The sequence below is a fragment of the Rhizobium lentis genome (assembly GCF_014200175.1).
Taxonomy (GTDB): Bacteria; Pseudomonadota; Alphaproteobacteria; order Rhizobiales; family Rhizobiaceae; genus Rhizobium; species Rhizobium mulingense.
The window spans coordinates 256,102-280,886 of sequence record NZ_JACHBD010000002.1; the positions used below are offsets into that span (position 1 = coordinate 256,102).

Sequence of the window (24,785 nt, forward strand, 5' to 3'; positions counted from 1 at the left end):
ACTGCCCAGATGAACCGGCCTAGCCTAAAGGCACTCCGCCGGTCGCCATCGCGACGATCCAGAGCGCGGCGAACGACAGCTATGTCGTCAGCGCAGGCAGGGCGTCGTAACAGTGCCAGTGCGGCTGCGCCTCATCGCCTTGAGACCTGCGATGCCACCTCCCGCGCCGGCCTCCATGAAACCTTCTGATTTGTAAGCCGTTATCGTGCTTATGACCGACGCTAAACTCCACCCGAAATCGGTCGACGGCACCGAAGAGGACGGTGCCGAGAAGTCGCGCCCCGAGAAGGCATCGACTGTCGAGGCTCCGCCGCCAGATGCCATCGAACCCAGTTCGCAGCTCACGCCCGAGGAGGCCGAGCAGGCGCGCAAGCGATATTTGCTGAGGCGTTTCTGGATCAGCGCCCGCCGCTACTGGGGCAGCAGTGGCGACAAGCTCGCGTGGCCGTGCTCGATCGGTCTGTTGATTATGATCTGCATGAATGTCGGCTTCCAATATGGGATCAATCGCTGGAACCGCGGCATCTTCGACGCCATAGAGCGACACGACGCCGGCACAGTCTACTACCTGAGCGCGGTCTTCGTGCCGCTTGTGCTCGGAAGCGTCGCGCTTGTCACCGCGCAAGTCTATGTTCGCATGATGATCCAGCGCCGCTGGCGCTCCTGGCTGACGAAGGCGGTGATCACGCGCTGGCTGGCCAACGGTCGTTATTATCAGCTGAACCTCATCGGCGGCGACCACAAGAATCCTGAGGCGCGCATCTCGGAGGATTTGCGGATCGCTACCGAAGCGCCGGTGGACTTCATCGCCGGCGTCATCGCCGCCTTTCTCTCGGCTTCGACCTTCATCGTCGTGCTGTGGACGATCGGCGGAGCGCTCACGCTGCCGCTCGCCGGGTCGACCATCACCATTCCCGGTTTTCTCGTCGTAACTGCGGTGCTCTATGCCGTGATCACCTCAACCGTGATCGCCGTCATCGGCCGCCATTTCGTCCAGGTCTCGGAGCTCAAGAACCAGGTGGAAGCCGAGCTTCGCTATACGCTGACCCGTGTGCGCGAAAACGGTGAGAGCATTGCCTTGCTCGGCGGCGAGGACGAGGAGCGTAGCGACCTCGACAAGACATTTTCCAATGTGCTCAGGCAATGGGCGCTGCTTGCGCGCCAGCACATGCGTACGACCTTCGTCTCGCACGGATCGATGCTGATTGCTCCTGTTGTGCCGCTCCTGCTATGCGCGCCGAAATTTCTCGCAGGCGGCATGACGCTTGGCGAGGTCATGCAGGCAGCCTCCGCCTTCGCCATCGTTCAGACGGCGTTCGGATGGCTGGTCGACAACTATCCGCGTCTTGCCGACTGGAACGCCTGCGCGCGACGCATCGCCTCGCTGATGATGTCGCTCGACGGCCTCGAGCGCGCCGAGCAGAGCGACGTTCTGGGACGCATCCGGCATGGTGAAAGCAAGGGCAATGCGATCCTGAACTTGAACGATCTCGCGGTGTCTCTCGACGACGGCACCGCGGTGGTCAAGGAAACCCAGGTCGAGATCGCGCCGGGCGAGCGGGTGCTCGTGGCCGGGGAATCCGGCTCGGGCAAGAGCACGCTGGTGCGAGCCATCGCCGGTCTTTGGCCCTGGGGTCACGGCAGCGTCGATTTCCACGGCGACCGGCGCTTGTTCATGCTGCCGCAGCGGCCCTATATCCCGTCCGGGACTCTTCGGCGCGCGGTGGCCTATCCCCGTGCCGCCGAGAGCTGGACGCCGGAGGAAATCAAGGCGGCCCTTGCCAAGGTGGGGCTGGATTATCTGAGCGAGAAGATCGAGGAAGAAGCGCCGTGGGACCAGATCCTGTCGGGTGGCGAAAAGCAGCGGCTCGCTTTCGCGCGGCTGCTGTTGCACACGCCGGATATCATCGTGCTCGACGAAGCGACCTCGGCACTCGACGAGAAGAGCCAGGACAGGATGATGGAGATGGTGATCGACGAATTGCCGACGGTGACCATCATCAGCGTCGCGCATCGCGCCGAACTGGAAGCCTTTCACAGCCGCAAGATCACCTTGGAGCGGCGCGAGGGCGGCGCAAAGCTCGTCAGCGATATCGATCTCGTCCAGCGCAAGGGACGAAGAAACCTGATCCTGCGCGTCTTGGACAACCGCCGCTAATGCGAGGCCGCCTCGCTTGTCACTGCCGGCTCATCGTGCGTCTGGCGGTGGCCGACGGGGATCAGCCAGGTGGTGAAGAAGGTCAGCACCGCGACGACGACCACGCCCCAGAAGCTCCAGTGCAGGGCCGCATCGAAGATGTTGCGGATATCAGGAACGGCGGCGAGCGCCGAGAGCCCGGTCGGCTGGTTCAGCGCATTGTGCAGAGCCGCCGCCGTCTCGCCGCTCGCATGGTGGCTGATGCCGGCATTGAGGATGGCGCCGAGCACGGTGGCGCCGAGCGTATTGCCGAGGCTGCGGGCGAAGATGATCGAGGCCGTGGCGCTGCCGCGCATCGACCATTCGACGCTGTCCTGCACCAGCACGATGCTGGTCAGGCTGATCAGGCCCATGCCGAAGCCCATGAAGAAGGAGCCGGCGCCCGCCAGAACCGGCGAGCTTTCCGGCGTCAGGAACAGCAGGAAACAGGCCCCGAACGGAAACATCAGGCTGCCGACGCGCAGCGTCCGGCGAATGCCGAAAGCCTTATAGAAGCGGCCGGAGAGCATCACCGCCAAGGGCCAGCCGACGATCAGCATGGTCAGCGTGAAGCCGGCGACAATGGGCGAGCGGCCGAGCACGCCCTGCACATAGATCGGCAGGATGGTGGAAAGCCCGATCAGCGCCATGCCGGCAAGCAGCGTCGCCGCATTGCTGGTGGCGATCAGCCGGCGGCTCCAGAGTGCGATCGAAATGATCGGCTCCGGCGCCCGCTTCTCCTGGGCGAGGAAGAGCAGCCCCGCGACCACGAAGACGGCAAAAAGTGTGAGCAGGATCCAGGCGCTGGCAGCCGTTTCAGTCAGCATGACGAGCAGCGCCACGATCGAGATCGAAAACAGCACCGATCCGAGGTAATCGATCCTTGTCTGCTTGTGCGCAACGTCCTCCTTCAGGAAGACCATGAAGGCGATGATCGAGACGATGCCGATCGGCAGGTTGATCCAGAAGATCCAGGCCCAGGAAATATTGTCGACGATGATGCCGCCGGCGAGCGGCCCGACGACCGCCGAGGTCGCCCAGACGGTCGCCATCGCCCCCTGCACCCGGCCGCGTTCCTCTAGCTTGAAGAGATCGCCGATAATGGTCATCGTCACCGGCTGTATGGCGCCCGCACCCAGCCCCTGCAGCAGCCGGAACAGCACCAGCGACATCATCGACCAGGCAAAGCCGCAGAGCGCCGAGCCGGCGAGGAAGATGATAATGCCGCCGATCAGCACCGGCTTGCGCCCGAAAATATCGGAAAGCTTGCCGTAGATGACAGTTGTCGTCGACTGCGCCAGCAGGAAGGCCGAAAACACCCAGCTGTAATAGGAAAAGCCGCCGAGCTGGCCGACGATGCGCGGCATCGCAGTCGCCACGATCGTCGCCTCGATGGCAACCATGAATGTCGCGACCATGATGGTCGCGACGACAAGCACGCGGTTCGAGCGATGCGCTGCATTCGACATGACGATCCTCTTCGGGTGCTCCGCGGACGCCGGAATAACGGCAGGCTGGCTGAGATGTGGGGCGATGCGCCATGCGCGGGGTGTTTTTGTTTTACGACCTCAGCGACGAAGCGTAAAGCCATCCGACGCGTCGGCCATCATTTTTGCGTCGGTCCAGGCTGTGCACGATCCAAAGGAAAGCCCGGCGCTCTCCGCTCCGGGCCGTCATTTCAGAGGCGGGCGCCTTGCCCACCTCACCGCTGGCATGCCTCGCTGAGTGAACCGGTAGCGGCCGTGCAGCCTGGCACCTGCTGAAGATCCGGATTGACGCCGCCGGGATTAATCGTGCTGCGACCGGTGTTGAGATCGACGCCGCCAGTGCCGGTGGTGCTGCCGGTCATATCGGGATCGGTGCCGAAAGAGCCGGTGCCGGCCGAGCCCGTACCGGCGGATCCGGTACCGGCCGAACCCGGGCCCGAGCTCCCCGACCCACCGATGATAGGCGCCACGGAAAGCCGCCCATCGGAATTCGCGCCGCCGGTCGTCTGCGCCAGCGCCGAGCCGGCAAGACCGATGGAAAGGAGGGATATTGCGACGAGTTTGCAGGACATGATTTTCTCCATCCTTGTTGTCTCAAGGGGAGAACCTGCCCGGCGGCGGCATTGTTCCGTTTTCCATATATTGTATATGGCGCGCCGACGCGCGGCTATGCCTCTTTCCGTGGGCAACGCGGGCGTAAATGGCATTTGCGGCCGAATAAGACAAAGTCACGGCCTCCGCCACGGAACTCAACAAGGCGCTAGGCAGAATATTGGGGCATCATTTGATAGCTGGCTTGAAATACCGCCTCAAAGCCTCATGGAGAAACAAGAAGGAGGACATGCCGATCATTCCACCAAACAGGCAGATCAGATAATACCTTTCAAACTCGAGATGGCCAATCAACTCCACCCCGCGTCGACATTTTGTACATGCGGGGAGTTCGGCCAGGCCATAGGCCGATAACGCAACAAGAGCGAGCCCAGCAAGCGCAAAGACGAACATCTTGGTGGTTGAAATCTTTGGTTTGGATTTGCGTTCGATCTGGCGCGAATGAATGAAATAGATTGCCAGAAATGCGGACGGAATTGCCGTCGCGAGTGAGGCCAACAGCATCGAAGCGGGCGTCCGGTCTACGAGGATCGAGAAAACGTTCGCATACACGTAAGCCAAAATAGGGACGCAAAGGATCGAGGTCTCCGCGCTTTTCGGGCCAGGTTTATAAAACTCTTGGAATACAAAGATGAAGTGGGATGCCAGTGCGGAGAGCGCTGGAAAAAGTGGGAATTCCCATTGTAAAATAAGCAACCTCAACAATCTGAACCTACCTTAAAAGGGCGTGATGGGGAAATATAGCAGAGCGGATATATACCATGGCAAGCGTTGCAGGATGCTGAGTTCATAGTCGGCATGGAGGAGTATGCGCCAGCCCCCAGAGAGCCTCACCCTGAGGTGCCCCCCAGGGGCCTCGAAGGGCGAGGCGGGTGCGCCGACAGCAGCCGGATGAAAGGCGCAACCTTGTGGCGTGTCCTTCGAGGCTTCGCCTGCGGGCTGCACACCGTAGGATGAGGCCCGTCGGAGGGTGCCGCACCAAAGCCAGGAGAGCTCACCCCGAGGCGTCTCGAATGGCATCGAGACTACCGTGCTTCGGCGCACAGCACTTTTAGAAGATGTTGAAGACTGAGAAGAAAATGGTGCCGCTTACGTGACTCGAACACGTGACCCCATCATTACGAATGATGTGCTCTACCGACTGAGCTAAAGCGGCATTTGGCGACCGAAGCGAGCGGCCTGCGATTTGCATGGCGCTGATACAGGCATTGTCCGAAGATTTCAAGCACCGTGTCATGCCTTTGGCAAAAAAGAGGGTAGGGGTGTGGAAGACCGCCTTCAGAGCGAAAGCCGGGCGCGGGCGGCCTTGTATTCCGCCTCCAGCCGGTCGACGAGTTTGGCCACCGGCTCGACGGCCTTCACGGCGCCGATGCCCTGGCCGCTGCCCCATATGTCCTTCCAGGCCTTGGCGCCGCCGGTCGCCTGTTCGAAATCCATCTTCGAAGGGTCGGCGACGGGCAGGTTGTCGGGGTCCATGCCGGCAGCGACGATCGAGGGCTTGAGATAGTTGCCGTGCACGCCGGTGAAATAGTTGGAATAGACGATGTCGGCCGCCGCACCCTCGACGATCGCCTGCTTGTAGGCGTCTGCGGCGCGCGCCTCTTCTGTGGCGATGAAGGGCGAGCCGATATAGGCCATGTCGGCGCCCATCGCCTCCGCAGCGAGAATGGCGCCGCCGGTGGAAATGGCACCGGCAAGCAGCAGTGGCCCGTCGAACCATTCCCGGATTTCCTGGACGAGCGCGAAAGGCGATAGCGTGCCGGCATGGCCGCCGGCGCCGGATGCCACCGCGATTAGCCCGTCGGCGCCCTTGCGGATCGCCGAATGGGCGTGGCGGTTGTTGATGATGTCGTGCAGCACGATGCCGCCATAGGAATGCACGGCGGCATTGACCTCCGGCACTGCGCCGAGTGAGGAGATGACGATAGGCACCTTGTATTTGACGCAGAGCGAGAGGTCATGCTCCAGCCGTTTGTTCGACATGTGGACGATCTGGTTGACGGCAAAGGGTGCTGCCGGCTTGTCCGGATGGGCGGCGTCGTGGCGGGCAAGCTCCTCGGTGATCTCGGCCAGCCATTCGTCGAGGTGGCTTTCCGGCCGGGCGTTCAGCGCCGGAAAGGCGCCGACGATGCCTGCCTTGCATTGCGCCAGCGTCAATGCCGGATGCGAGATGATGAAGAGCGGCGAGCCGATCACCGGCAGTCTGAGTTTGTCCTTGAGGATCGGGGGCAGGGCCATGGTTCACCGCTCGCATTGACGTTTACGAAAACGTCAATCTCATAACAGAGAAGAAAAGCCGATAAAAGAGCGGCTGCCATGCCTTCGTCGATTTCAGCCCGATATATCAGGCGGAGAGAACGGATAATGCATGTCGCCCGGAAGTGTGTAGGGACAACGACATGCATAAAAACAAAGAGCTAAAGCGCATTGCGTGAATCAAATTTGATGCGATGCGCATTGGCGACGGCCCGCAAGCCCGTCAAGCCTGACGAATATCGCCGGAGATCAACGGCGGGCGGGCCGGCAAGGCTTGCGGTTTGCCGCGCTTGCCGCTACCGAATTTTGATGGAGAACGGCGGGGATTACGGTCCGACGCCGGGTTCAAGGTGAAGGACGTGACGTGAGCGGATTAGAAACGGCCATCAGAACAGCGCTCGAAAATGCCGATCGCGACAATCCGGAAGTTCGAGCGAGGATCTACCAGTCGGCCCGCCAGGCGCTGGAAGCGGGCCTGCGCAAGCAGGATATTACCGATGCCGACGCCGTCGCCCACCACCGCCACCGCCTGGAAACCACCATTCATGCCATCGAAGGCGAAGAGCGCGACCGGCTCCACCCCCGCCAACGGCCGCCCGAGGTACCGGTGCCGCCGGTCGTCGAAATGCCGGCGCCGCCGGTTCATCGGGGCGAGGTGACCGATATCGGCAGCCTGATCGACAGTCCGGTGGCCGCGGGTGAGGCCCGCTCTCCCGAGGTGGTCATACACCGCAGCGACGAGTCGAGCCTCGACAACGTCCATGCCGGTAATGCCGATCATCTCGCAGCCGCCCCGGCCGGCGAGGAGCGGCTGACCCGCGGCGAACGTGCGACCAGCATGGATTTCCGCCCGGAGCGAGCGGCGGGCCGTCGCAAGCCGCGCAAGTTCTTTTCCCGGCTTCTCGTCTGGTGCGTGCTCTTGGCCTTCATCGGCATCGGCGCCTGGTGGGCCTATACGTCGGGCCTGCTTTTGACGGCGGCCGAGCGCGACACCAGCGTCGCCAATCCGCCGGCGAGCACCCAGCCGGAGGATTTCACCGGCAATGACGGCAACGCCGGCAATACCGCCACCCACACCGATCAGCCGGTCACCATCGATCCGCAGAACAGTTTTTCGGCCGACTGGATCCCGGTGTTCAAGCCTGACGAGGCCGACAAGATCAAAAGCGGCCCACGGGCCCGCACTGAAAACATCACCGAGAACGACGGCCCCGCCGTGCGCCTGATTTCCGAAAGCGGCGCGGCTGACGGTAATATCTCCGTCAGCGTCCCGGCCTCGGTGCTTCAGCAGCTTGCCGGCAAATCCTCGACCATCGCGCTTACGCTGCAATCGACCACCGACGAGCCGACGCAGGTGACGGTCGAATGCAATTTCCAATCGCTCGGCAATTGCGCCCGCCATCGCTTCAGCGTCACCCGCGAAAAGTCGGATGCGCTGCTGCAGGTGAAGTTCGACCGCTCGCTCGCCCCGAATTCGCCGGGCACGCTGACGATCAACAGCGATCTCGACGGCAAGGCACGCGGCATCAACCTCTTCGCCATCCGCATCCTGCCGGGGCAGTGACCGGCTTTTTTACAGCGCCGCGTCTGAAGAGGCGCACGGCGCTGTCCGGCAATTATGGCGCCGGGCGGCAGGCGACCTATTTCAGGAACCCGGGGCCGGAGCCAATGATCTCTTCGTCGACCTCGCCGAGCGCCGTTTTGTCCTTGCCCTCATAGTCCATCCTGTTCAGCATGTGACGGATGAGCTGCAGACGCGCACGCCGCTTGTCGTTGGCGCGGATGACGGTCCACGGCGCGAAATCCGTATGGGTTTCCTTCAGCATCCGATCGCGCTTTTCGCTGTAATCGCCCCATTTCGGAAGCGCCGCGATGTCCATCGACGAAAGCTTCCAGACCTTCAGCGGATCGTGCCTGCGGTCGTGGAACCGCTTGAGCTGCATCTCCCGGCCGATATCGAGATAGAATTTGAAGAAAAAGATGCCCTCATGGGCGATGATCTTTTCGAGCTGCGGCGCCTGGTTGAGGAAACCTTCATATTGCTGCGGCGTGCAGAAACCCATGACCGGTTCGACGCCGGCACGGTTGTACCAGGAGCGGTCGAACAGCACGAACTCGCCCGCCGTCGGGAACTGCGCGACATAACGCTGGAAATACCATTGTCCCTGCTCGCGTTCGGTCGGCTTGGCGAGTGCGACGACGCGCGCAAGGCGTGGGTTCATATGCGCCGAGGAAGCCGAGATCGCGCCGCCCTTGCCGGCGGCGTCCCGCCCCTCGAACAGCGCCATCACCCGCTTGCCGGTCGCCTGCAGCCAGAACTGCACCTTGACGAGTTCCACCTGCAGTTTTTCCAGCTGCTCCAGATAGTCCTCCTCATTGAGTTTCTTCCTGTAGGGAAACGCGCCGGATTCCAGCGCATGTTCCTCCACCCAGTCCGGCAGAACCGGATCATCGACGTCGAAGACGCGCTTCTTGCCACGGATATCGAGCTCCACGGCCCTGCTTTCGAGATCCTCGCTCATATGCTCCTCCTGCGCTGGCGGCCATCTTGCTGCAGGCGAACATATTTGCCATTGAAAATCAAATCTTTCGCGGGCCGCCGGCAATATTTCTCAAGGCTTTTGCTGCGGTCTTTCGCTTCGGGCGCACCAGCCGAAAACTTCTGTCATGAATTGCCGCTATCAGGCAGAGTTCCAATATAAAGAAAAACGAATCGACGCCGCGAGGCCCACTTGCAAGACGAAATCCCGTGGAGAAAAAGCCTGTTGGCGCGCATCCGGCGCGAACGGCCGGTGCTGCTTGCGGCCATCCTCAGCGCCCTCATCGCTCTCGCCGCCGGTATGAACAAGTGGGTCGTGCTTGTTCTCCTGCTCGTGATGAGCTTGACCGCGCTGTTCAACGAGGCGCCGGTGCTCAAGCCGGAGCCGGCCGAGCCGGAGGAGACGAAGCCGGAAGCGCCGCCGAGCCGCCTGCCCGACATTTCCGCCACCCTTGCCGGGCTCGACATTCCCGTCATGGTGCTGTCGGACGATGCATCGGTGCTCTTCCAGAACCGCGCCGCCGAAAAGGCCTTCGGCGAGGTGGTCCTCGGCGCCCATATATCGGCCCGGCTGCGCTCGCCCGGCGTGCTCGACATGGTGCGCGAAACGATCGCCACCAATGCGCCGAACCAGATCGAGCATGCCGAGCGGCTGCCGTCCGAGCGCGTCTATATCATCCGCAGCGCGCCTGTCGAATTCCAGGCCGACGGGGAGCCGGAGCGGTTTTTCATCCTGTCCTTCCGCGACATATCGGAGGTCCGGCGCATTGACCGCATGCGGTCGGATTTCGTCGCCAATGCCAGCCATGAGCTGCGCACGCCGCTTGCCTCGCTACGCGGCTTCATCGAGACCATCCAGGGGCCGGCGAAGAACGATCAGAAGGCGCAGGCGCAGTTCCTGGGCATCATGCTTGATCAGGCCACCCGCATGAGCCGGCTGGTCGACGACCTCTTGTCGCTCTCGCGCCTGGAGCTGAAATCGCATATCGCGCCGGATGAGAAAGTCGATCTGGTGCCGCTGCTCGGCCATGTCCGCGACTCGCTGGTGCCGCTGGCCAGAGATGTCGGCGTCGATATCAACCTGCATCTGCCCGACGGCAAGGTCGAGGTGCTGGGAGACCGCGACGAGCTTGTTCAGGTCTTCGAGAACCTGATGGAAAATGCCTGCAAATACGGCCAGGAAGGCAAGGTCGTCGACGTCCGGCTGACGAATGGCGCCGGCGGGCCCGTCGAGGTCAGCATCATTGACAAGGGACCGGGCATCCCGGCCGAGCATGTGCCGCGTCTGACGGAACGCTTCTACCGCGTCAGCATCGAGGACAGCCGCTCGAAAAAGGGCACCGGCCTCGGCCTTGCCATCGTCAAACACATCCTCACCCGCCACCGGGCGCGGCTGATCGTGAAATCCGAAGTCGGCAGGGGCACCGATTTTACGGTGCGGTTCTGACGTATGTCACGCGAGGACTGGAGGCGCTGCTGCAAGTCTCTTCTCCCCTCGGGGGTCCTAAGGACGGGCAAGACCCCGCGGCTCGCCCAGGCTGGTACCGGCAGGCGGATGAGGGGGCCACACGGCACGTCCCTCACCTAAAACCCATTCCGCGACACCATACCCTTGACGACCGTCGAGACGACGCCTCAACGGTTGCACTGGCGCTGTAAGAAGGACCGGCTTTGCCGGCCCCCTCATCCGACCCTTCGGGCCACCTTCTCCCCGCTGGGGAGAAGAGGGAGTCGAAAAACCTGCGGCTCGACCCCATCGGTGCTGGCAGAGGGATGTAAACAAGAGGCAATACACACACCGAACGTCACTACTCGCCGCCGCTATGCAGCCGGTTTATACAACGCAAGATAGATTGCCGGCCAGAATTTGCCGCTCGCCGACACGATAGATCGGCTAGTGCAAAAATGTCTATTATAAATCAGTGGTATAGCCTGTCACAAATGTTTCATGCGTTTGACATAAAAGGACGGTGCTTACAGCGCTAAGAGAGACCCGCCGATGAAAATGGCACTGCGGGGGCCTCTTTAGGCCGCACTCACACAAGCCCAATGCGGGAGAATTTTTAATGAACACCTTCAAGCTCACCGTTGCCGCGCTCGCTGCAACTGTTGCTTTCGCTGGCGCAGCCGTCGCTCGCGACCAGATCCAGATCGCTGGTTCGTCCACCGTCCTGCCTTACGCCAAGATCGTTGCCGAATCCTTCGGCGAGACCTTCACCAACTTCAAGACACCGGTCGTCGAATCCGGTGGCACGGGCGCTGGCTTGAAGGAATTCTGCAAGGGCGTTGGCGAAGACACCATCGACATCGCCAACGCTTCGCGCCCGATCAACAAGAACGAAGCCGAAGCCTGCAAGGCTGCCGGCGTAACCGACATCCAGGAAGTCAAGATCGGTTATGACGGCATCGTCTTCGCAACCGACTCCGGCAACCCCGATGTCGCTTACGTTCCGGCCGACATCTACAAGGCCCTCGCAGCCCAGGTTGTCGTCGACGGCAAGCTCGTCGCCAACCCCTACAAGAAGTGGTCGGAAGTCAACCCGAAGCTCCCGGCTGTTGATATCGCCGCCTATATCCCGGGTGAAAAGCACGGCACGCGCGAAGTCTTCGAACAGAACGTCCTCGCCGCCGGCTGCAAGGCTTCCGGCGCCCTCGACGTCATCGCCAAGGAAATCTCCGACAAGGCTGCTCAAGGCAAGGCTTGCGTCGCAGTCCGCAAGGACGGCGCTGCAGTCGACATCGACGGCGACTATCCGGAAACCCTCGCACGCATCGCCGCCAACAAGACCGGCGTCGGCGTATTCGGCCTTTCCTTCTATGAAAACAACGCCGACAAGCTCAAGGTCGCCAGCGTGAACGGCATCGTTCCGTCCACCGAAACCATCGCCAACGGCACGTACCCGGTTTCCCGTCCGCTGTTCTTCTACGTCAAGAAGGCACATCTCGGCGCTGTTCCGGGCCTGAAGGAATATGTCAACTTCTTCGTATCCGACCAGATGATCGGTCCCGACGGCCCGCTGGCCGAGTACGGCCTCGTTGCCGCTCCGGATGCCGAGCGCGACGCCATCCGCAAGGACGTCGAAGCCGGCAAGTCCATGTAATAACGTTACCGGCGCGGTGCTCTCTGAGCCCGCGCCGGGCTTGCTAATGCTCCTGCGTGCCGGCATGTCCGGTGCAGGGTTGAATTTCTTCTCCATGATTGGAAGCCGAAGGCAGGCTGATGAAGCCGCCGGCTTTTTGGGGGCCATGGGCCTGGGGACATAACGAATGAGCACATCCGTCATACTTCTGTGCCTTGTGGTGATCGGCGCCGCCGCCTATCTCGTGGCGCGCAGCCGTGCCTCAGCACTTGCCGGGGGCAGATCCTCCGCACTGCATTCACGGCCGGCCTATTACGGCGCCTATGCGGCGATTTGGGCCGTTCTTCCAGCCCTCATCGTTCTCTGCGTCTGGCTCTCCGTCAGCCCCGGCATCATCCAGTCTTCCGTTCGCGGTGCTTTCCCCGACGACGTCAAGGCCCAGGCCGCGGTTGAGCAGGATCTGAGCTATTCGATGGTGGCGACGGTCGCCCGCGGCCTGACGATGCTGACTCCCGACGAGGTCGCCGCGGTCGCAAACGATACGGCCGCGCTGCAGGCCAAGCTCAGCGAGAAGGGCGTGCCGCTCGCCGGCCAGCCGCAGCCTTATATGGTCGAGGCCGCCAAGACGCTCAACGCCATGAGCCTGACGAGCCGCATGGCCATGACCGCGATCGTCTTCGTTCTGGCCGTCGCCGGCGCCTCCTATGCGCTGCGCGCCATCGCGCCCCGCTTCCGCGCCCGCAACCGCGTCGAGCGAGTCATGCTCTGGGCGCTGCTGCTTGCCTCCTCGATCGCCATCCTGACGACAGTCGGCATCGTGCTGTCGATGCTGTCGGAAGCCACGCGCTTCTTTGCCGTCGTTCCCGCCGGCGAATTCTTCTTCGGCACTGTCTGGGATCCGCGCTTTGCCGGCGCCGGCAGCTCCTCCTTCGGCCAGTTCGGCCTGATCCCGCTGCTGCTCGGCACGCTCTATATCGGCCTGGTCGCCATGCTGGTCGCCGTACCGGTTGGGCTCTTTGCCGCCATCTACATGGCCGAATACGCCTCGCCGAAGCTGCGCGGGGTTGCCAAGCCGCTTCTCGAAGTGCTGGCAGGCATTCCGACAATCGTCTACGGCTTCTTCGCGCTTGTCACCGTCGGTCCCTTCCTGCGCGATTTCTCCGCTCAGATCAGCGGCCTTCTGTCCGGCACTTACAGCAACTTCATCCAGGCGCAGAGCGTTCTGACGGCCGGCATCGTCATGGGCATCATGCTGATCCCCTACGTGTCCTCGCTGTCGGACGACATCATTACGGCCGTGCCGCGGGCGCTGCGTGACGGTTCGCTCGGTCTCGGCGCCACCCGCTCCGAAACCATCAAGAAGGTGGTCTTGCCGGCGGCTCTTCCGGGCATCGTCGGCGCACTGCTGATGACCGCCTCGCGCGCCATCGGCGAGACCATGATCGTCGTGCTTGCCGCCGGTGTCGCCGCCCGCATCCAGATCAATCCTTTCGAGCCGATGACGACCGTGACCGTCAAGATCGTCAACCAGCTGACAGGCGACCTTGAGTTCACCTCGCCGCAGACGCTGGTTGCCTTTGCCCTCGGCATCACCCTGTTCTGCATCACGCTTTGCCTCAATATCTACGCGCTCTACATCGTGCGCAAATACCGGGAGCAGTACGAATGACGGATATTGTTTCTCCCACATCAGGCGTCACCATCTCCAAGGCGCCTGCCCGCCGCGATATCGGCATCAAGCGCCGCTACGCCGCCGAGCGCCGGTTCCAGGCCTATGGCATCGCCGCTATCACCTTCGGTCTTGTCTTCCTGTTCATCCTGCTCTGGACGGTGATCGGCAAGGGCTACACGGCCTTTCAGCAGACGGCGATCACCCTGCCGATCGAATTCACTGAGAAGACGATCGACCCGAACAACAAGCGTGCGACCGATCCTTCGGTGCTGGTTGCCGCCAATTACCCGATTCTGCTGCGCGAGGCGATCGTCAAGCAGCTGAACATCAATGCGTCGAGCAAGCCTGATGTGCGCGAGGCGACCGCCATGCTCTCCAAGAGCGCGCCGATCCAGCTGCGCGATATGGTCGTCGCCGATCCCTCGCTGATCGGCAAGACGGTCAATGTATCGCTGCTCGCCGACGCCAATATCGACAGCGCCAACAAGGGCCAGATCGATCTCTCCGTCGATGAGAAGAACCGCAAGGTCAACGACAAGCAGGTGACCTGGATGAACCAGCTGAAGGCGAGCGGCGCTCTCCACAAGCAGTTCAACACCGGCCTGTTCGTCAACGGCAATTCCAGCCGTCCTGAGGCGGCAGGCCTCGGCGTCGCTCTCATCGGCTCGCTCTACCTGATGCTGATCGTGCTGGCGCTTTCCCTGCCAATCGGCGTTGCCGCCTCGATCTATCTCGAGGAGTTCGCGCCGAAGAACAAGCTGACAGACCTGATCGAGGTCAACATCAACAACCTCGCCGCCGTTCCCTCGATCGTCTATGGTCTGCTCGGCCTTTCCGTCTTCATCAACTTCATCGGCCTGCCGCGTTCGGCTTCGCTGGTCGGCGGCCTGGTGCTGACGCTGATGACCCTGCCGACGATCATCATCGCCACCCGCGCGGCGCTGCGCGCCGTGCCGCCGTCGATCCGCGCTGCAGCCCTCGGTCTCGGCGCCTCGAAGATGCAGATGGTGTTCCACCACGTCCTGCCACTTGCCATGCCCGGCATCCTCACCGGCACGATCATCGGCCTGGCGCATGCGCTCGGCGAAACCGCGCCGCTGCTCTTGATCGGCATGGTCGCCTTCGTCGCCAATGCGCCAGCGACACCGCTCGAGCCCTCGACGGCCTTGCCCGTGCAGGTCTATATGTGGGCGAACGAGGCCGAACGTGCCTTCGTGGAGCGTACTTCGGGTGCCATCATCGTCCTGCTCCTGTTCCTGATTGTCATGAACATGGGCGCCATCCTCTTGCGTCGTCGCTTCGAGCGCCGCTGGTAAACGGAGTTAAACGTTATGAACATGTTGACGGAAGCTGCAGTTGAAAAGGCGCTGGATCAGAAGATGAGCAACGTCCCGTATAAGATGATCGGCCAGGATGTCTCGGTTTTCTACGGCGAGAAGCGCGCGCTTTTCGATGTGAACCTGAACATCCGCGAAAACACCGTAACCGCCCTGATCGGCCCCTCGGGCTGCGGCAAGTCGACCTTCCTGCGAAGCCTCAACCGCATGAACGACACGATCGACGGCTGCCGCGTCGCCGGCAAGATCACCCTCGACGGCGACGATATCTATGATCCCGACATCGACGTCGTCGAGCTTCGCGCCCGCGTCGGCATGGTCTTCCAGAAGCCGAACCCGTTTCCGAAGACGATCTATGAAAACGTCTCCTATGGCCCGCGCATCCATGGCCTGGCCAAGTCGAAGGCCGACCTTGACCAGATTGTCGAGAGCAGCCTGCAGCGCGCCGGCCTCTGGAACGAGGTCAAGGACCGCTTGCATGAATCCGGCACAGGCCTCTCCGGCGGTCAGCAGCAGCGCCTGTGCATTGCCCGCGCCGTCGCCGTCAGCCCCGAGGTCATCCTGATGGACGAACCCTGCTCTGCGCTCGACCCGATCGCCACCGCCAAGGTCGAGGAACTGATTCACGAGCTGCGCGAAAACTACACGATCGTCATCGTCACCCACTCCATGCAGCAGGCGGCGCGCGTGTCGCAGCGCACCGCCATGTTCCACCTCGGCAACCTCGTCGAGGAGAACGACACCGACAAGATGTTCACCAACCCGGACGATCCGCGCACCCAGGACTACATCATGGGTCGCTTCGGCTGATTGCGGCAATCCGAAGCCTTCCCGTTATTCGAGGACAAAGCCCCATGGCATCGACACATATTTATTCTGCCTATGATGATGATCTGAAGTTCCTCTCCAGGCGAATTTCCGAAATGGGCGGCCTGGCCGAGCAGATGGTCGCCGAATCCGTTCGCGCCCTGGTCAACGGCGACACGGCGCTGGCGCAGAAGGTCATCTCTGACGATGTGATCCTCGATCACACCGAACGCGAAATCGGTGACAAGGCGATCGTCACCATCGCCCGCCGTCAGCCGATGGCCGCGGACCTGCGCGAAATCATGGGTTCGATCCGCATCGCCGCCGATCTCGAACGTGTCGGCGACCTCGGCAAGAACACCGCCAAGCGCGTCATCGCCGTGCAGAGCACCGGCGTTCCGCGCAAGCTCGCCCGCGGCCTCGAGCACCTGTCCGAGCTGGCGCTCGTCCAGCTCAAGGAAGTGCTCGACGTCTATACGACGCGCGCCGCCGACAAGGCGACCGCCATCCGCGAGCGCGACAACGAGATCGACGCGATGTACACGTCGCTGTTCCGCGAGCTCCTGACCTATATGATGGAGGATCCGCGCAACATCACGAGCTGCACGCATCTTCTGTTCTGCGCCAAGAACATCGAGCGCATCGGCGACCATGCCACCAATATCGCCGAAACGATCTACTACATGGCGACGGGAGCCCAGCCGGAAGGCGATCGTCCGAAGGATGACAGTGCCAACACCGTCGGTGCCGCCACGGAATAACTGTGTCGAGCCCATTGCGTGCGCGCCCGTTCGGGGCGCGCAAAGAGGTCGCAGCCAATTTCTGATTTTGCGCGGGATCCTGGCTTAAATCACTCCGGATTTAAGGATCATGCGCGAGGAGACGAACACGCATGATCCCGAGAGTTGCAGTTGTTGAAGACGAAGAGGCCCTCAGCGTGCTCCTTCGCTATAATCTCGAAGCGGAAGGCTTCGAGGTCGATACCATCCTGCGCGGCGACGAGGCCGAAATCAGGCTTCAGGAGCGCACGCCCGACCTGCTCATCCTCGACTGGATGCTGCCCGGCGTCTCCGGCATCGAACTTTGCCGGCGCCTGCGCATGCGGCCGGAAACCGAGCGTCTGCCGATCATCATGCTGACGGCGCGCGGCGAGGAGAGCGAGCGTGTCCGCGGGCTTTCCACCGGCGCCGACGATTACGTCGTCAAACCGTTCTCAACCCCCGAGCTCGTCGCCCGCGTCAAGGCGATGCTGCGCCGCGCCCGCCCCGAGGTGCTGTCCTCGGTGCTGAAGTGCGGCGATATCGAGCTCGACCGCGAAACCCACCGCGTCCATCGTAAGAGCCGCGAGGTCCGCCTCGGTCCGACCGAATTTCGCCTGCTGGAATTCCTGATGTCGTCGCCGGGCCGCGTCTTCTCCCGCTCGCAATTGCTCGACGGCGTCTGGGGCCACGATATCTATGTCGACGAACGCACCGTCGACGTCCATGTCGGCCGCCTGCGGAAGGCGCTGAATTTCTCCCACATGCAGGACGTCATCCGCACCGTCCGCGGCGCCGGTTATTCGATGGAAGCCTGAGCCTCGCAAACGTGGGCGAGGGGACGTGCCCCGCGAGGGGTTGCTGGGAACGGAGGGGTTGCCGCTTGCTCCCTCTTCTCCCCAGCGGGGAGAAGGTGGCCCGAAGGGTCGGATGAGGGGGCCACACGGTACCCCCTCCCGTCATCACCTATCCCATCACATCAACGGCGAACGCCCTGAACATGGTCGAAACCCGCATGGGCGTTGTTGGGAAAGACCGGCTTCGCCGGCCCCCTCATCCGCCCTACGGGCACCTTCTCCCCGCTGGGGAGAAGAGGAATCGAGACGTTGCGGCATGTCCCCCTTCCCCCCGCAAGCGGGGTCCGAAGGACGGGTCGAGACATGGGGCTCGACCCCGGTCGGTGGCGGCAGCCGAATGAGGGGCAGCCATCGGCGCGAACCCACGATTATATAAAAATTATACAAAAAAACGGGCCTTCCAGCCCGTTTTTGCATGTCAACAATGTCGCCCGCTCAGCTGACCCGCGCTGCCGCCCGGCGGCGCTCGTTGACCGGCTGATAGGCAAGCTTCTGATGATAGCTGCAATAGGGCGAATTGTCAGGGGATTCGCAGCCGCAGAAGTGGAAGTCGTCCTTCAGCGGATCGCCGACCGGCCATTTGCAGGTGCGTTCGGTCAGCTCCGTCAGGCCGAGGCGGCGGGAAATCGGCACGACCACATTGCCCTTCGGAACATATTCCATTTCCTCGACGGCATCTATCTCGATCTCTTCCTTCAGCATCGTTGCGCCCTGCTGGCGGGTCACGGTGCGGGTGGTGATCCGGGAGGCGTAGTTCGGCGCGCGCGGCGCCGATGTCTGGCGCTTCGGCGTGCGCGCCGCCGTCGCCGTGCCGCCGGCCTTGGCGCGGCCCGGCAGGCTCAGCCGGTGTACCTTGCCGATAACGGCGTTTCGGCTGACACCGCCGAGCTGCGCCGCGATCTGGCTGGCGCTCAGCCCTTCGGACCACAGCTTCTTGAGTTTCTCGACCCGCTCGTCTGTCCAGTTCATGCCCTGTCTCCACCTTTTGCGTTGGTGATGGCAGAATCCCTCACCGTTGTCCCGGAAGCCTCCGAAACAAGAAACGCTTGATCAATTTTGGTGACTAGTTCCGCCGCATGCAGTCTAGTAATTGAACTTTAACCTAGTGTGAGGCTGACTCCGTGACAAGAGTCGCGGGAATCCGGATGAATCGAATTCGTAGTTTTCCCCAACTTGCTGCCCCTGCGTGTCATTTCTGCAATAATGCCTGTTGAAGGCTGAAAATGCCGCTGTGCAAGCTTGCTGCATCCGCTAAGGCCGCAGTTTTGTTGACATTGCAGCGCGAAAAGGAAATAGTACCGATCGCCGCCGAAAGGCGGCATTTTTGATTTTTCGGGCCTGGTTTTCTTAGCCGGAGTCCGTACTTGACAACGCTGATCGGGAGACCCGCGCTATGGCCGAAGCCGCGCCGCTTTATGACACCTATTCTCGTGCCCCGCTGCGGTTCGAGCGAGGCGAGGGCGTGTGGCTGATCACCGAAGGCGGCGAGCGTTATCTCGATTTCGGCGCCGGTGTCGCCGTCACCTCCGTCGGCCACGGCAATCCGCATGTGGTCGCGGCGCTGAAGGAGCAGGCCGACAAGGTCTGGCACCTCTCCAACATCTATGAGATCCCCGGCCAGGAGCGGCTGGCCAAACGGCTGACGGACGCCACCTTCGCCGACAAGGTGTTCTTCACCAATTCCGGTGCCGAGGCGCTCGAATGCGCGATCAAGACGGCGCGCCGCTATCAATTTTCCAAGGGCCATCCCGAGCGCTTCCATATCATCACCTTCGAAGGCGCCTTCCATGGGCGCACGCTTGCGACGATCGCCGCCGGCGGCCAGGAGAAATATCTCGAAGGTTTCGGCCCCAAGGCTCCGGGTTTCGATCAGGTGCCGTTCGGCGACATCGAGGCTGTGCGCGCCGCCATTACCGATGCGACGGCGGCAATCCTGATCGAGCCGGTGCAGGGCGAGGGCGGCGTGCGCCCCGCCACCAGCGAATTCATGAAGGCGCTTCGCCGGATCTGCGACGAAAACGGCCTGCTGCTGATCCTCGACGAGGTCCAGACCGGCGTCGGCCGCACCGGCAAGCTCTTCGCCCATGAATGGTCCGGCATCACGCCCGATATCATGGCTGTCGCCAAGGGCATCGGCGGCGGCTTCCCGCTCGGCGCCTGCCTTGCGACCGCTGAGGCCGCTTCCGGCATGAAGGTCGGCACCCATGGTTCGACCTATGGCGGCAATCCGCTGGCCATGGCCGTCGGCAGCGCCGTGCTCGATGTCATTCTCGCCGACGGCTTCCTTGAACATGTGCGCGACGTCGCGCTGGTCTTCCGTCAGGGGCTGGCCTCGCTGAAGGACCGTTATCCCGATGTGATCGAGGATATCCGAGGCGAAGGCCTGCTGCTCGGCGTCAAGGCGACCGTCCCCTCGGCCGAACTGCTGCAGGCGATCCGCGCCGCGCATCTGCTCGGCGTGCCGGCCGGCGACAACGTCATCCGCCTTCTTCCGCCGCTCGTCGTCACCGCCGAGGAAGCCCGCGAGGGTCTCGCCCGCCTCGAACGCGCCGCCGAGAGCATCCGCGCCTCCAAGGTCAAGAAGACGGCTTGAAGGGATTGCCGCCCTCGGGCGCACGACAGGTAAGAACATGGCTCCTAAACATTTCCTCGATCTTTCGGCCGTCACATCGGCCGACCTCAGAACCATCATGAACGATGCGCTTTCCCGTAAGCAGGCCTTCAAGGCCGGCCAGGGCGACAAGCCGCTCGCCGGCAAGATGCTGGCGATGATCTTCGAGAAGCCGTCGACGCGCACCCGCGTCTCCTTCGACGTCGGCATGCGCCAGCTCGGCGGCGAAACGCTGTTTTTATCAGGCACCGAAATGCAGCTCGGCCGAGCCGAGACGATCGGCGACACCGCCAAGGTGCTGTCGCGTTATGTCGATGCGATCATGATCCGCACCACCGAGCACTCGCGCCTGCTGGAGCTTGCCGAGCATGCGACGGTGCCCGTGATCAACGCGCTGACGGATGATACCCATCCCTGCCAGATCATGGCCGACATCATGACCTTCGAAGAGCATCGCGGCCCGATCAAGGGCAAGACCATCGCCTGGACCGGCGACGGCAACAATGTGCTGCATTCGCTGGTCGAGGGGGCCGCGCGTTTCGGCTACCGCATGAACATGGCCGTACCCCTTGGTTCGGAGCCCAAGGATCACTATCTGAACTGGGCCCGCAATGAGGGCGCCGAAATCATGCTCTGCCATGATGCCGACCGTGCGGTCGAAGGCGTCGATTGCGTGGTGACCGATACCTGGGTCTCCATGAATCAGGAACATCGGGCCCGGGGTCACAACGTCTTTCAGCCTTATCAGGTCAATGCGGCCTTGATGGCCAAGGCCGGCAGCGATGCATTGTTCATGCATTGCCTGCCTGCCCATCGCGGCGAGGAAGTGACGGATGAGGTGATCGACGGCCCGCAATCCGTGGTCTTCGATGAAGCGGAAAACCGTCTTCACGCGCAGAAGTCGATTCTTGCTTGGTGCCTGGGCGCGATCTGAACCATAATCGGACGCCGCGCGCGAACAACGCGCGGCCGCGCGAGCGAAGGGCACCCTTGCTCATCGCTTGAAAACTAGGAGTGAAAGCCATGGCAGAAGCTGCAGCCGCCCTCGGCCAGTTCGATTTCGCCGGCGATGACCATGTCGTCCCCTTTCAGGTGGAGGGTCTGGATGTGCGCGGCCGCGCCGTCCAGCTCGGCCCTATGCTCGATGCGATCCTCGAGCGCCACCATTATCCCGCGCCCGTCGCCCGGCTTCTTGCCGAAGTCGTCGTGCTGACGGTGCTGCTCGGCACCTCGCTGAAATTCGACGGCAAGTTCACCGTGCAGACCAAGGGCGATGGCCCGGTCGATCTTCTCGTCGCCGATTTCTCGACGCCGGAAAATGTCCGCGCTTATGCCCGTTTCGATCAGGCGCTGCTTGCCAAGGCGGTTGAAGCCGGCGAAACCGAGCCGGAACAGCTGCTCGGCAAGGGGGTGCTCGCCTTCACCATTGACCAGGGCAAGTTCGCGCAGCCCTATCAGGGCATTGTCGCGCTCGACGGCACCTCGCTCGAGGAGATCGCCGGCGTCTATTTCCGCCAGTCGGAACAGATCCCGACGCGCGTGCGCCTGGCCGCGGCCGAACTCTTCGATCGCGACGATGCCGGTAAGCCGCGCCATCGCTGGCGGGCCGGCGGCCTCGTCGCCCAGTTTCTGCCGGAGGCACCCGAGCGCATGCGCCAGCCCGATCTCCACGGCGGCGACGGCGATAACGGCGACCGCCCGCATGGCGAGGACGACGCCTGGGTCGAAGCCCGTTCGCTGGTCGAGACCATCGATGCCGACGAGTTGACCGACCCGCTTGTCGGCACCGAGCGGCTCTTGTTCCGGCTGTTCCACGAGCGCGGCGTGCGCGTCTACGAACCGCGCGCCGTCTTCGACCGCTGCAGCTGTTCACGCGACAAGATCAAGGGCGTGCTGAAGGGATTTTCGGCCGAGGAGATCGAGGAAAGCCAGGAAAACGGCGAGATCGCCGTCACCTGCGAATTCTGCTCGACCACCTACCGTTTCGAACCGGTCGAGCTTCAGCCGGCTGAATAGGCTCGGTTGAGGACACGCACAGCGAACAACAAAAGATTAGCGATGATGCAGCACGGTGACTCGACTTTGCGTAGTCACCGTGCACCTATTCTCCAACTGGTTCGGGGTGGGGACTTCATGCGCTTTTTTTATCTCTGGCAAACTGAGTTTCCGCGCCAGCTTTAGAGGAAAGCAGATTGCTGCCCTCGGTCTGAAAGACTCCGAGAGGGCAGCGGATGAGTTGCTCGCCTGCCAACAGGCGGTCAACGATGCGGTCGCAAAATAGCCGGCGCCGTCGCAACGTAAGGATCCTTTCCCAGCAAAGCTGGGTAGCCAGGCCTCCGATCCTTTTGACCTTTAGACTAGTAGATTGATGACTGGGCAAGCCCGAGGATCCACGACCGCGGGCGTCCATGTTGGTATTGACTGGAGCGCTGCACCGGCCGCATCCACGAGCAGTGCATGCCGTATGGGTCCTCGGGTCAAGCCCGAGGACGACGGAGAGTAGGGGAAACGAGCGGCAAGAGGCGGGATCGCTGGGAATTCCAGCAAATGCGCGCGGTCTTGCGTGAGAAGCACGTAAGCAAACACTTCCAATCAAAATCGCTGTACACTTTTGATGAATTTGCTCCCGGCCTCTCGCCTCTTGCTCGTCGGTGTCCCCACCCTCCGTCGTCCTCGGGCTTGACCCGAGGACCCATGCGACAAGCACAGCGTTCGTGTTCGCACTGACGAAGCGACCGCGAACCTGCGCGCTCAGTTGAGCACGCGCAGCAGCCCAGGTGAATCCAGCGAGAAGGCAGGGATGTCGACGTCGAACAGCTCGCCTTCGTCCGTTTCCATCTGGTAATGGCCAAACATCAGCCCCGAGGGAGTGTCGAGCGGGCAGCCGGACGAATATTCGTAGGTGTCGCCGGGGCTGAGCCGCGGCTGTTCACCGACGACGCCGGGGCCGGTCACCTCGTCCACCTGGCCGTTCTGGTCGGTGATGTTCCAGTAGCGATTGACCAGACGAACGGCAACGCCGGAATTGTTGCTGATGACGATCCGGTAACCCCAGACGTAGCGATCGTCTTCCGGATCGGATTGCTCCTCCAGATAGAATGGTTCGACGACGACTTCGATATCTCTTGTGAGGGCGCGATACATGCCTTGCACCATAGTCAAGATATGTTACCCGTATCTTATAAGAGGCCCTTTCCGTCAAGAAACGGAACGTTGATCAGCGGTCAAATGGTCATGATCGAACGGTTTTCGATCGTTAAGCCTAATTGACAGCGTTAATTTTACTTCGCAACGCCGGCGCGGGTGAACTTGTTCCCGCGGATCGGCGGCCGGCTCCAGATGAAGTCCGGCCGCTGTTCCAGTCGATCAGGCCGAAACCTTGGCAAGCGCCTTTGCGAAGTCCTCGATCAGGTCGTCGGTATCCTCGATGCCGGCCGAAAGGCGAACCGTGCCCGGCGAGATGCCGAGTTCGGCGCGGGCCTCTTCCGACAGGTTCTTGTGGGTCGTCGTCGCCGGATGGGTGATCAGGCTCTTGCTGTCGCCGAGATTGTTGGAGATCTTGATGATATCGAGCGCGTTCTGCAGCGCGAAGGCCGCCTCCTTGCCGCCCTTCAGCTCGAAGGCCACAAGCGTCGAGCCGCCGGTCATCTGCCTGGCGATGATGTCGGCCTGCGGGTGATCCTTGCGGCCGGGATAGATCACCTTGGCGACCTTGCCTTGCTCCGCCAGGAAATCGGCGATATTCGCCGCATTCTCAGTCTGCTGGCGCACGCGCAGCGGCAGCGTCTCGATACCCTTCAGCAGCGTCCAGGCATTGAACGGCGACATGGCCGGGCCGGTATGACGAAAATAGTCGTGCAGGTTCTCGTCGATCCATGCCTTGTCGGCCAGCACGACGCCGCCGAGGCAGCGGCCCTGGCCGTCGATATGCTTGGTGGCGGAATAGACGACGATATGGGCGCCGAGTTCCAACGGCTTCTGGAAGAGCGGCGTGGCGAAGACGTTGTCGACGACGACCTTGGCGCCCACTTGGTTGGCGAGTTCTGACACACCGGCGATATCCACGACCTCGAGCGTCGGGTTGGTCGGGCTTTCCAGGAAGAACACCTTGGTATTCGGCCGGATCGCCTTTTCCCAGTTCCTGAGGTCGCGGCCGTCGACCAGCGTGCATTCGATGCCGTATTTCGGCGCCAGCGTTTCCACGACCCAGCGGCAGGAGCCGAAGAGGGCGCGCGCGGCAACGATATGGTCGCCGGCCTTGACCTGGCAGAGGATCGCGGCGCTGACGGCCGCCATGCCGGACGCGGTGGCGCGAGCGTCTTCCGCGCCTTCGAGCATGCACATGCGCTTTTCGAACATGTCGTTGGTCGGGCTGCCGTAGCGGGCGTAGATATAGCCATCGGTCTCGCCCTTGAAGCGGGCTTCGGCCGCCTCCGACGTGTCGTAGACAAAGCCCTGCGTGAGATAGATTGCCTCGGACGTTTCGCCATATTGCGAACGCAGCGTGCCGCCATGGACGAGTTGGGTTGCCGGGCGCCAGGTCTTGCTCATGCCATCACCTTCACATAACAAAAAAACCGGCCGCAAAAGCAG

20 protein-coding genes, 1 tRNA gene and 1 pseudogene are annotated in these 24,785 nt (G+C 62.2%); 13 read left to right on the top strand and 9 right to left on the bottom strand.

Annotation, left to right across the window (positions count from 1 at the left end):
- Positions 1-211 precede the first annotated feature (211 nt).
- A complete protein-coding gene (locus GGI60_RS06925; protein ID WP_183914317.1) occupies positions 212-2,158 on the top strand; it encodes an ABC transporter ATP-binding protein/permease in 1,947 nt (648 codons plus the stop codon).
- Here the strand turns inward: GGI60_RS06925 and GGI60_RS06930 are convergent.
- From GGI60_RS06930 to GGI60_RS06950, 5 genes are all read right to left on the bottom strand, one after another.
- Complete coding sequence (locus GGI60_RS06930) at positions 2,155-3,645, bottom strand: MDR family MFS transporter (RefSeq protein ID WP_183914319.1); 1,491 nt, start codon at positions 3,643-3,645, stop codon at positions 2,155-2,157. The two genes, GGI60_RS06925 and GGI60_RS06930, sit on opposite strands and share 4 nt — an antisense overlap.
- A 233-nt stretch (positions 3,646-3,878) precedes the next feature.
- Positions 3,879-4,247, bottom strand: a complete 369-nt coding sequence (locus tag GGI60_RS06935) for a hypothetical protein (protein ID WP_183914321.1) — start codon at positions 4,245-4,247, stop codon at positions 3,879-3,881.
- A gap of 196 nt (positions 4,248-4,443) precedes the next feature.
- Positions 4,444-4,980, bottom strand: a complete 537-nt coding sequence (locus tag GGI60_RS06940) for a hypothetical protein (RefSeq protein WP_183914323.1) — start codon at positions 4,978-4,980, stop codon at positions 4,444-4,446.
- Positions 4,981-5,355: 375 nt separating this feature from the next.
- Positions 5,356-5,431, bottom strand: a tRNA-Thr gene (locus tag GGI60_RS06945).
- A gap of 122 nt (positions 5,432-5,553) precedes the next feature.
- Positions 5,554-6,513, bottom strand: a complete 960-nt coding sequence (locus GGI60_RS06950; RefSeq protein WP_183914324.1) for a nitronate monooxygenase family protein — start codon at positions 6,511-6,513, stop codon at positions 5,554-5,556.
- A gap of 382 nt (positions 6,514-6,895) precedes the next feature.
- Between GGI60_RS06950 and GGI60_RS06955 the strand changes: the two genes are divergently transcribed.
- Positions 6,896-8,095, top strand: coding sequence for a regulator (locus GGI60_RS06955; RefSeq protein ID WP_183914325.1), 1,200 nt, complete (start codon positions 6,896-6,898; stop codon positions 8,093-8,095).
- Positions 8,096-8,171: 76 nt separating this feature from the next.
- Here GGI60_RS06955 and ppk2 read toward each other — a convergent pair whose 3' ends face one another.
- Positions 8,172-9,053, bottom strand: coding sequence for a polyphosphate kinase 2 (ppk2, locus tag GGI60_RS06960; protein ID WP_183914326.1), 882 nt, complete (start codon positions 9,051-9,053; stop codon positions 8,172-8,174).
- A 243-nt stretch (positions 9,054-9,296) separates the two neighbouring features.
- Between ppk2 and phoR the strand changes: the two genes are divergently transcribed.
- The 7 genes from phoR (at position 9,297) to phoB (ending at position 17,542) form a co-directional block, all read left to right on the top strand.
- A complete protein-coding gene (phoR, locus tag GGI60_RS06965; protein ID WP_183914327.1) occupies positions 9,297-10,517 on the top strand; it encodes a phosphate regulon sensor histidine kinase PhoR in 1,221 nt (406 codons plus the stop codon).
- A gap of 619 nt (positions 10,518-11,136) precedes the next feature.
- Entirely contained in the window at positions 11,137-12,171 is a 1,035-nt protein-coding gene (locus GGI60_RS06970; protein ID WP_183914328.1) for a substrate-binding domain-containing protein, read from the top strand.
- 166 nt (positions 12,172-12,337) lie between these two features.
- Positions 12,338-13,819: a phosphate ABC transporter permease subunit PstC gene (gene pstC, locus GGI60_RS06975; protein WP_183914329.1), complete on the top strand. Its 1,482-nt coding sequence runs from the start codon at positions 12,338-12,340 to the stop codon at positions 13,817-13,819.
- Positions 13,816-15,138 (top strand): phosphate ABC transporter permease PstA, encoded by a 1,323-nt coding sequence (gene pstA / locus GGI60_RS06980; RefSeq protein WP_183914330.1) that lies wholly within the window; start codon positions 13,816-13,818, stop codon positions 15,136-15,138. The genes pstC and pstA overlap by 4 nt, the downstream gene beginning before the upstream one ends.
- A gap of 15 nt (positions 15,139-15,153) precedes the next feature.
- Positions 15,154-15,969 (top strand): phosphate ABC transporter ATP-binding protein PstB, encoded by an 816-nt coding sequence (pstB, locus tag GGI60_RS06985; protein ID WP_183914331.1) that lies wholly within the window; start codon positions 15,154-15,156, stop codon positions 15,967-15,969.
- A gap of 44 nt (positions 15,970-16,013) precedes the next feature.
- Positions 16,014-16,727, top strand: a complete 714-nt coding sequence (gene phoU / locus GGI60_RS06990; protein ID WP_004672769.1) for a phosphate signaling complex protein PhoU — start codon at positions 16,014-16,016, stop codon at positions 16,725-16,727.
- 131 nt (positions 16,728-16,858) lie between these two features.
- Positions 16,859-17,542, top strand: a complete 684-nt coding sequence (phoB, locus tag GGI60_RS06995; RefSeq protein WP_183914333.1) for a phosphate regulon transcriptional regulator PhoB — start codon at positions 16,859-16,861, stop codon at positions 17,540-17,542.
- A gap of 474 nt (positions 17,543-18,016) precedes the next feature.
- Here the strand turns inward: phoB and GGI60_RS07000 are convergent, their stop codons facing one another.
- Positions 18,017-18,550 (bottom strand): GcrA family cell cycle regulator, encoded by a 534-nt coding sequence (locus GGI60_RS07000; protein WP_097579630.1) that lies wholly within the window; start codon positions 18,548-18,550, stop codon positions 18,017-18,019.
- Positions 18,551-18,974: 424 nt separating this feature from the next.
- Here GGI60_RS07000 and GGI60_RS07005 point away from each other — a divergent pair, with 424 nt between their 5' ends.
- The 4 genes and pseudogenes from GGI60_RS07005 to GGI60_RS32740 form a co-directional block, all read left to right on the top strand.
- The gene (locus GGI60_RS07005; protein WP_183914335.1) at positions 18,975-20,174 is read left to right on the top strand and encodes an aspartate aminotransferase family protein; all 1,200 of its coding nucleotides are present in this window, start codon (positions 18,975-18,977) and stop codon (positions 20,172-20,174) included.
- Positions 20,175-20,211: 37 nt separating this feature from the next.
- Complete coding sequence (argF, locus tag GGI60_RS07010; protein WP_039617741.1) at positions 20,212-21,126, top strand: ornithine carbamoyltransferase; 915 nt, start codon at positions 20,212-20,214, stop codon at positions 21,124-21,126.
- A gap of 89 nt (positions 21,127-21,215) precedes the next feature.
- Entirely contained in the window at positions 21,216-22,208 is a 993-nt protein-coding gene (locus GGI60_RS07015; protein ID WP_183914337.1) for an Hsp33 family molecular chaperone, read from the top strand.
- A 133-nt stretch (positions 22,209-22,341) separates the two neighbouring features.
- A pseudogene (locus tag GGI60_RS32740) lies at positions 22,342-22,548 on the top strand (hypothetical protein); the annotation flags it as partial.
- Between the two features lie 395 nt (positions 22,549-22,943).
- On the opposite strand, the gene apaG reads toward GGI60_RS32740, so the two are convergent.
- Positions 22,944-23,336: a Co2+/Mg2+ efflux protein ApaG gene (apaG, locus tag GGI60_RS07020; protein WP_011423893.1), complete on the bottom strand. Its 393-nt coding sequence runs from the start codon at positions 23,334-23,336 to the stop codon at positions 22,944-22,946.
- Between the two features lie 222 nt (positions 23,337-23,558).
- Positions 23,559-24,743 (bottom strand): O-succinylhomoserine sulfhydrylase, encoded by a 1,185-nt coding sequence (locus tag GGI60_RS07025; protein ID WP_183914339.1) that lies wholly within the window; start codon positions 24,741-24,743, stop codon positions 23,559-23,561.
- Positions 24,744-24,785 lie beyond the last annotated feature (42 nt).

What these genes read in the sequence shown, in the direction of transcription:
- GGI60_RS06925 (WP_183914317.1), top strand. Translation starts at nt 212, where the DNA reads ATGACCGACGCTAAACTCCACCCGAAATCGGTCGACGGCACCGAAGAG.
- GGI60_RS06930 (WP_183914319.1), bottom strand. Translation starts at nt 3,645, where the DNA reads ATGTCGAATGCAGCGCATCGCTCGAACCGCGTGCTTGTCGTCGCGACC.
- GGI60_RS06935 (WP_183914321.1), bottom strand. Translation starts at nt 4,247, where the DNA reads ATGGAGAAAATCATGTCCTGCAAACTCGTCGCAATATCCCTCCTTTCC.
- GGI60_RS06950 (WP_183914324.1), bottom strand. Translation starts at nt 6,513, where the DNA reads ATGGCCCTGCCCCCGATCCTCAAGGACAAACTCAGACTGCCGGTGATC.
- ppk2 (WP_183914326.1), bottom strand. Translation starts at nt 9,053, where the DNA reads ATGAGCGAGGATCTCGAAAGCAGGGCCGTGGAGCTCGATATCCGTGGC.
- GGI60_RS06970 (WP_183914328.1), top strand. Translation starts at nt 11,137, where the DNA reads ATGAACACCTTCAAGCTCACCGTTGCCGCGCTCGCTGCAACTGTTGCT.
- pstC (WP_183914329.1), top strand. Translation starts at nt 12,338, where the DNA reads ATGAGCACATCCGTCATACTTCTGTGCCTTGTGGTGATCGGCGCCGCC.
- pstA (WP_183914330.1), top strand. Translation starts at nt 13,816, where the DNA reads ATGACGGATATTGTTTCTCCCACATCAGGCGTCACCATCTCCAAGGCG.
- pstB (WP_183914331.1), top strand. Translation starts at nt 15,154, where the DNA reads ATGAACATGTTGACGGAAGCTGCAGTTGAAAAGGCGCTGGATCAGAAG.
- phoU (WP_004672769.1), top strand. Translation starts at nt 16,014, where the DNA reads ATGGCATCGACACATATTTATTCTGCCTATGATGATGATCTGAAGTTC.
- phoB (WP_183914333.1), top strand. Translation starts at nt 16,859, where the DNA reads ATGATCCCGAGAGTTGCAGTTGTTGAAGACGAAGAGGCCCTCAGCGTG.
- GGI60_RS07000 (WP_097579630.1), bottom strand. Translation starts at nt 18,550, where the DNA reads ATGAACTGGACAGACGAGCGGGTCGAGAAACTCAAGAAGCTGTGGTCC.
- GGI60_RS07005 (WP_183914335.1), top strand. Translation starts at nt 18,975, where the DNA reads ATGGCCGAAGCCGCGCCGCTTTATGACACCTATTCTCGTGCCCCGCTG.
- argF (WP_039617741.1), top strand. Translation starts at nt 20,212, where the DNA reads ATGGCTCCTAAACATTTCCTCGATCTTTCGGCCGTCACATCGGCCGAC.
- GGI60_RS07015 (WP_183914337.1), top strand. Translation starts at nt 21,216, where the DNA reads ATGGCAGAAGCTGCAGCCGCCCTCGGCCAGTTCGATTTCGCCGGCGAT.
- apaG (WP_011423893.1), bottom strand. Translation starts at nt 23,336, where the DNA reads ATGTATCGCGCCCTCACAAGAGATATCGAAGTCGTCGTCGAACCATTC.
- GGI60_RS07025 (WP_183914339.1), bottom strand. Translation starts at nt 24,743, where the DNA reads ATGAGCAAGACCTGGCGCCCGGCAACCCAACTCGTCCATGGCGGCACG.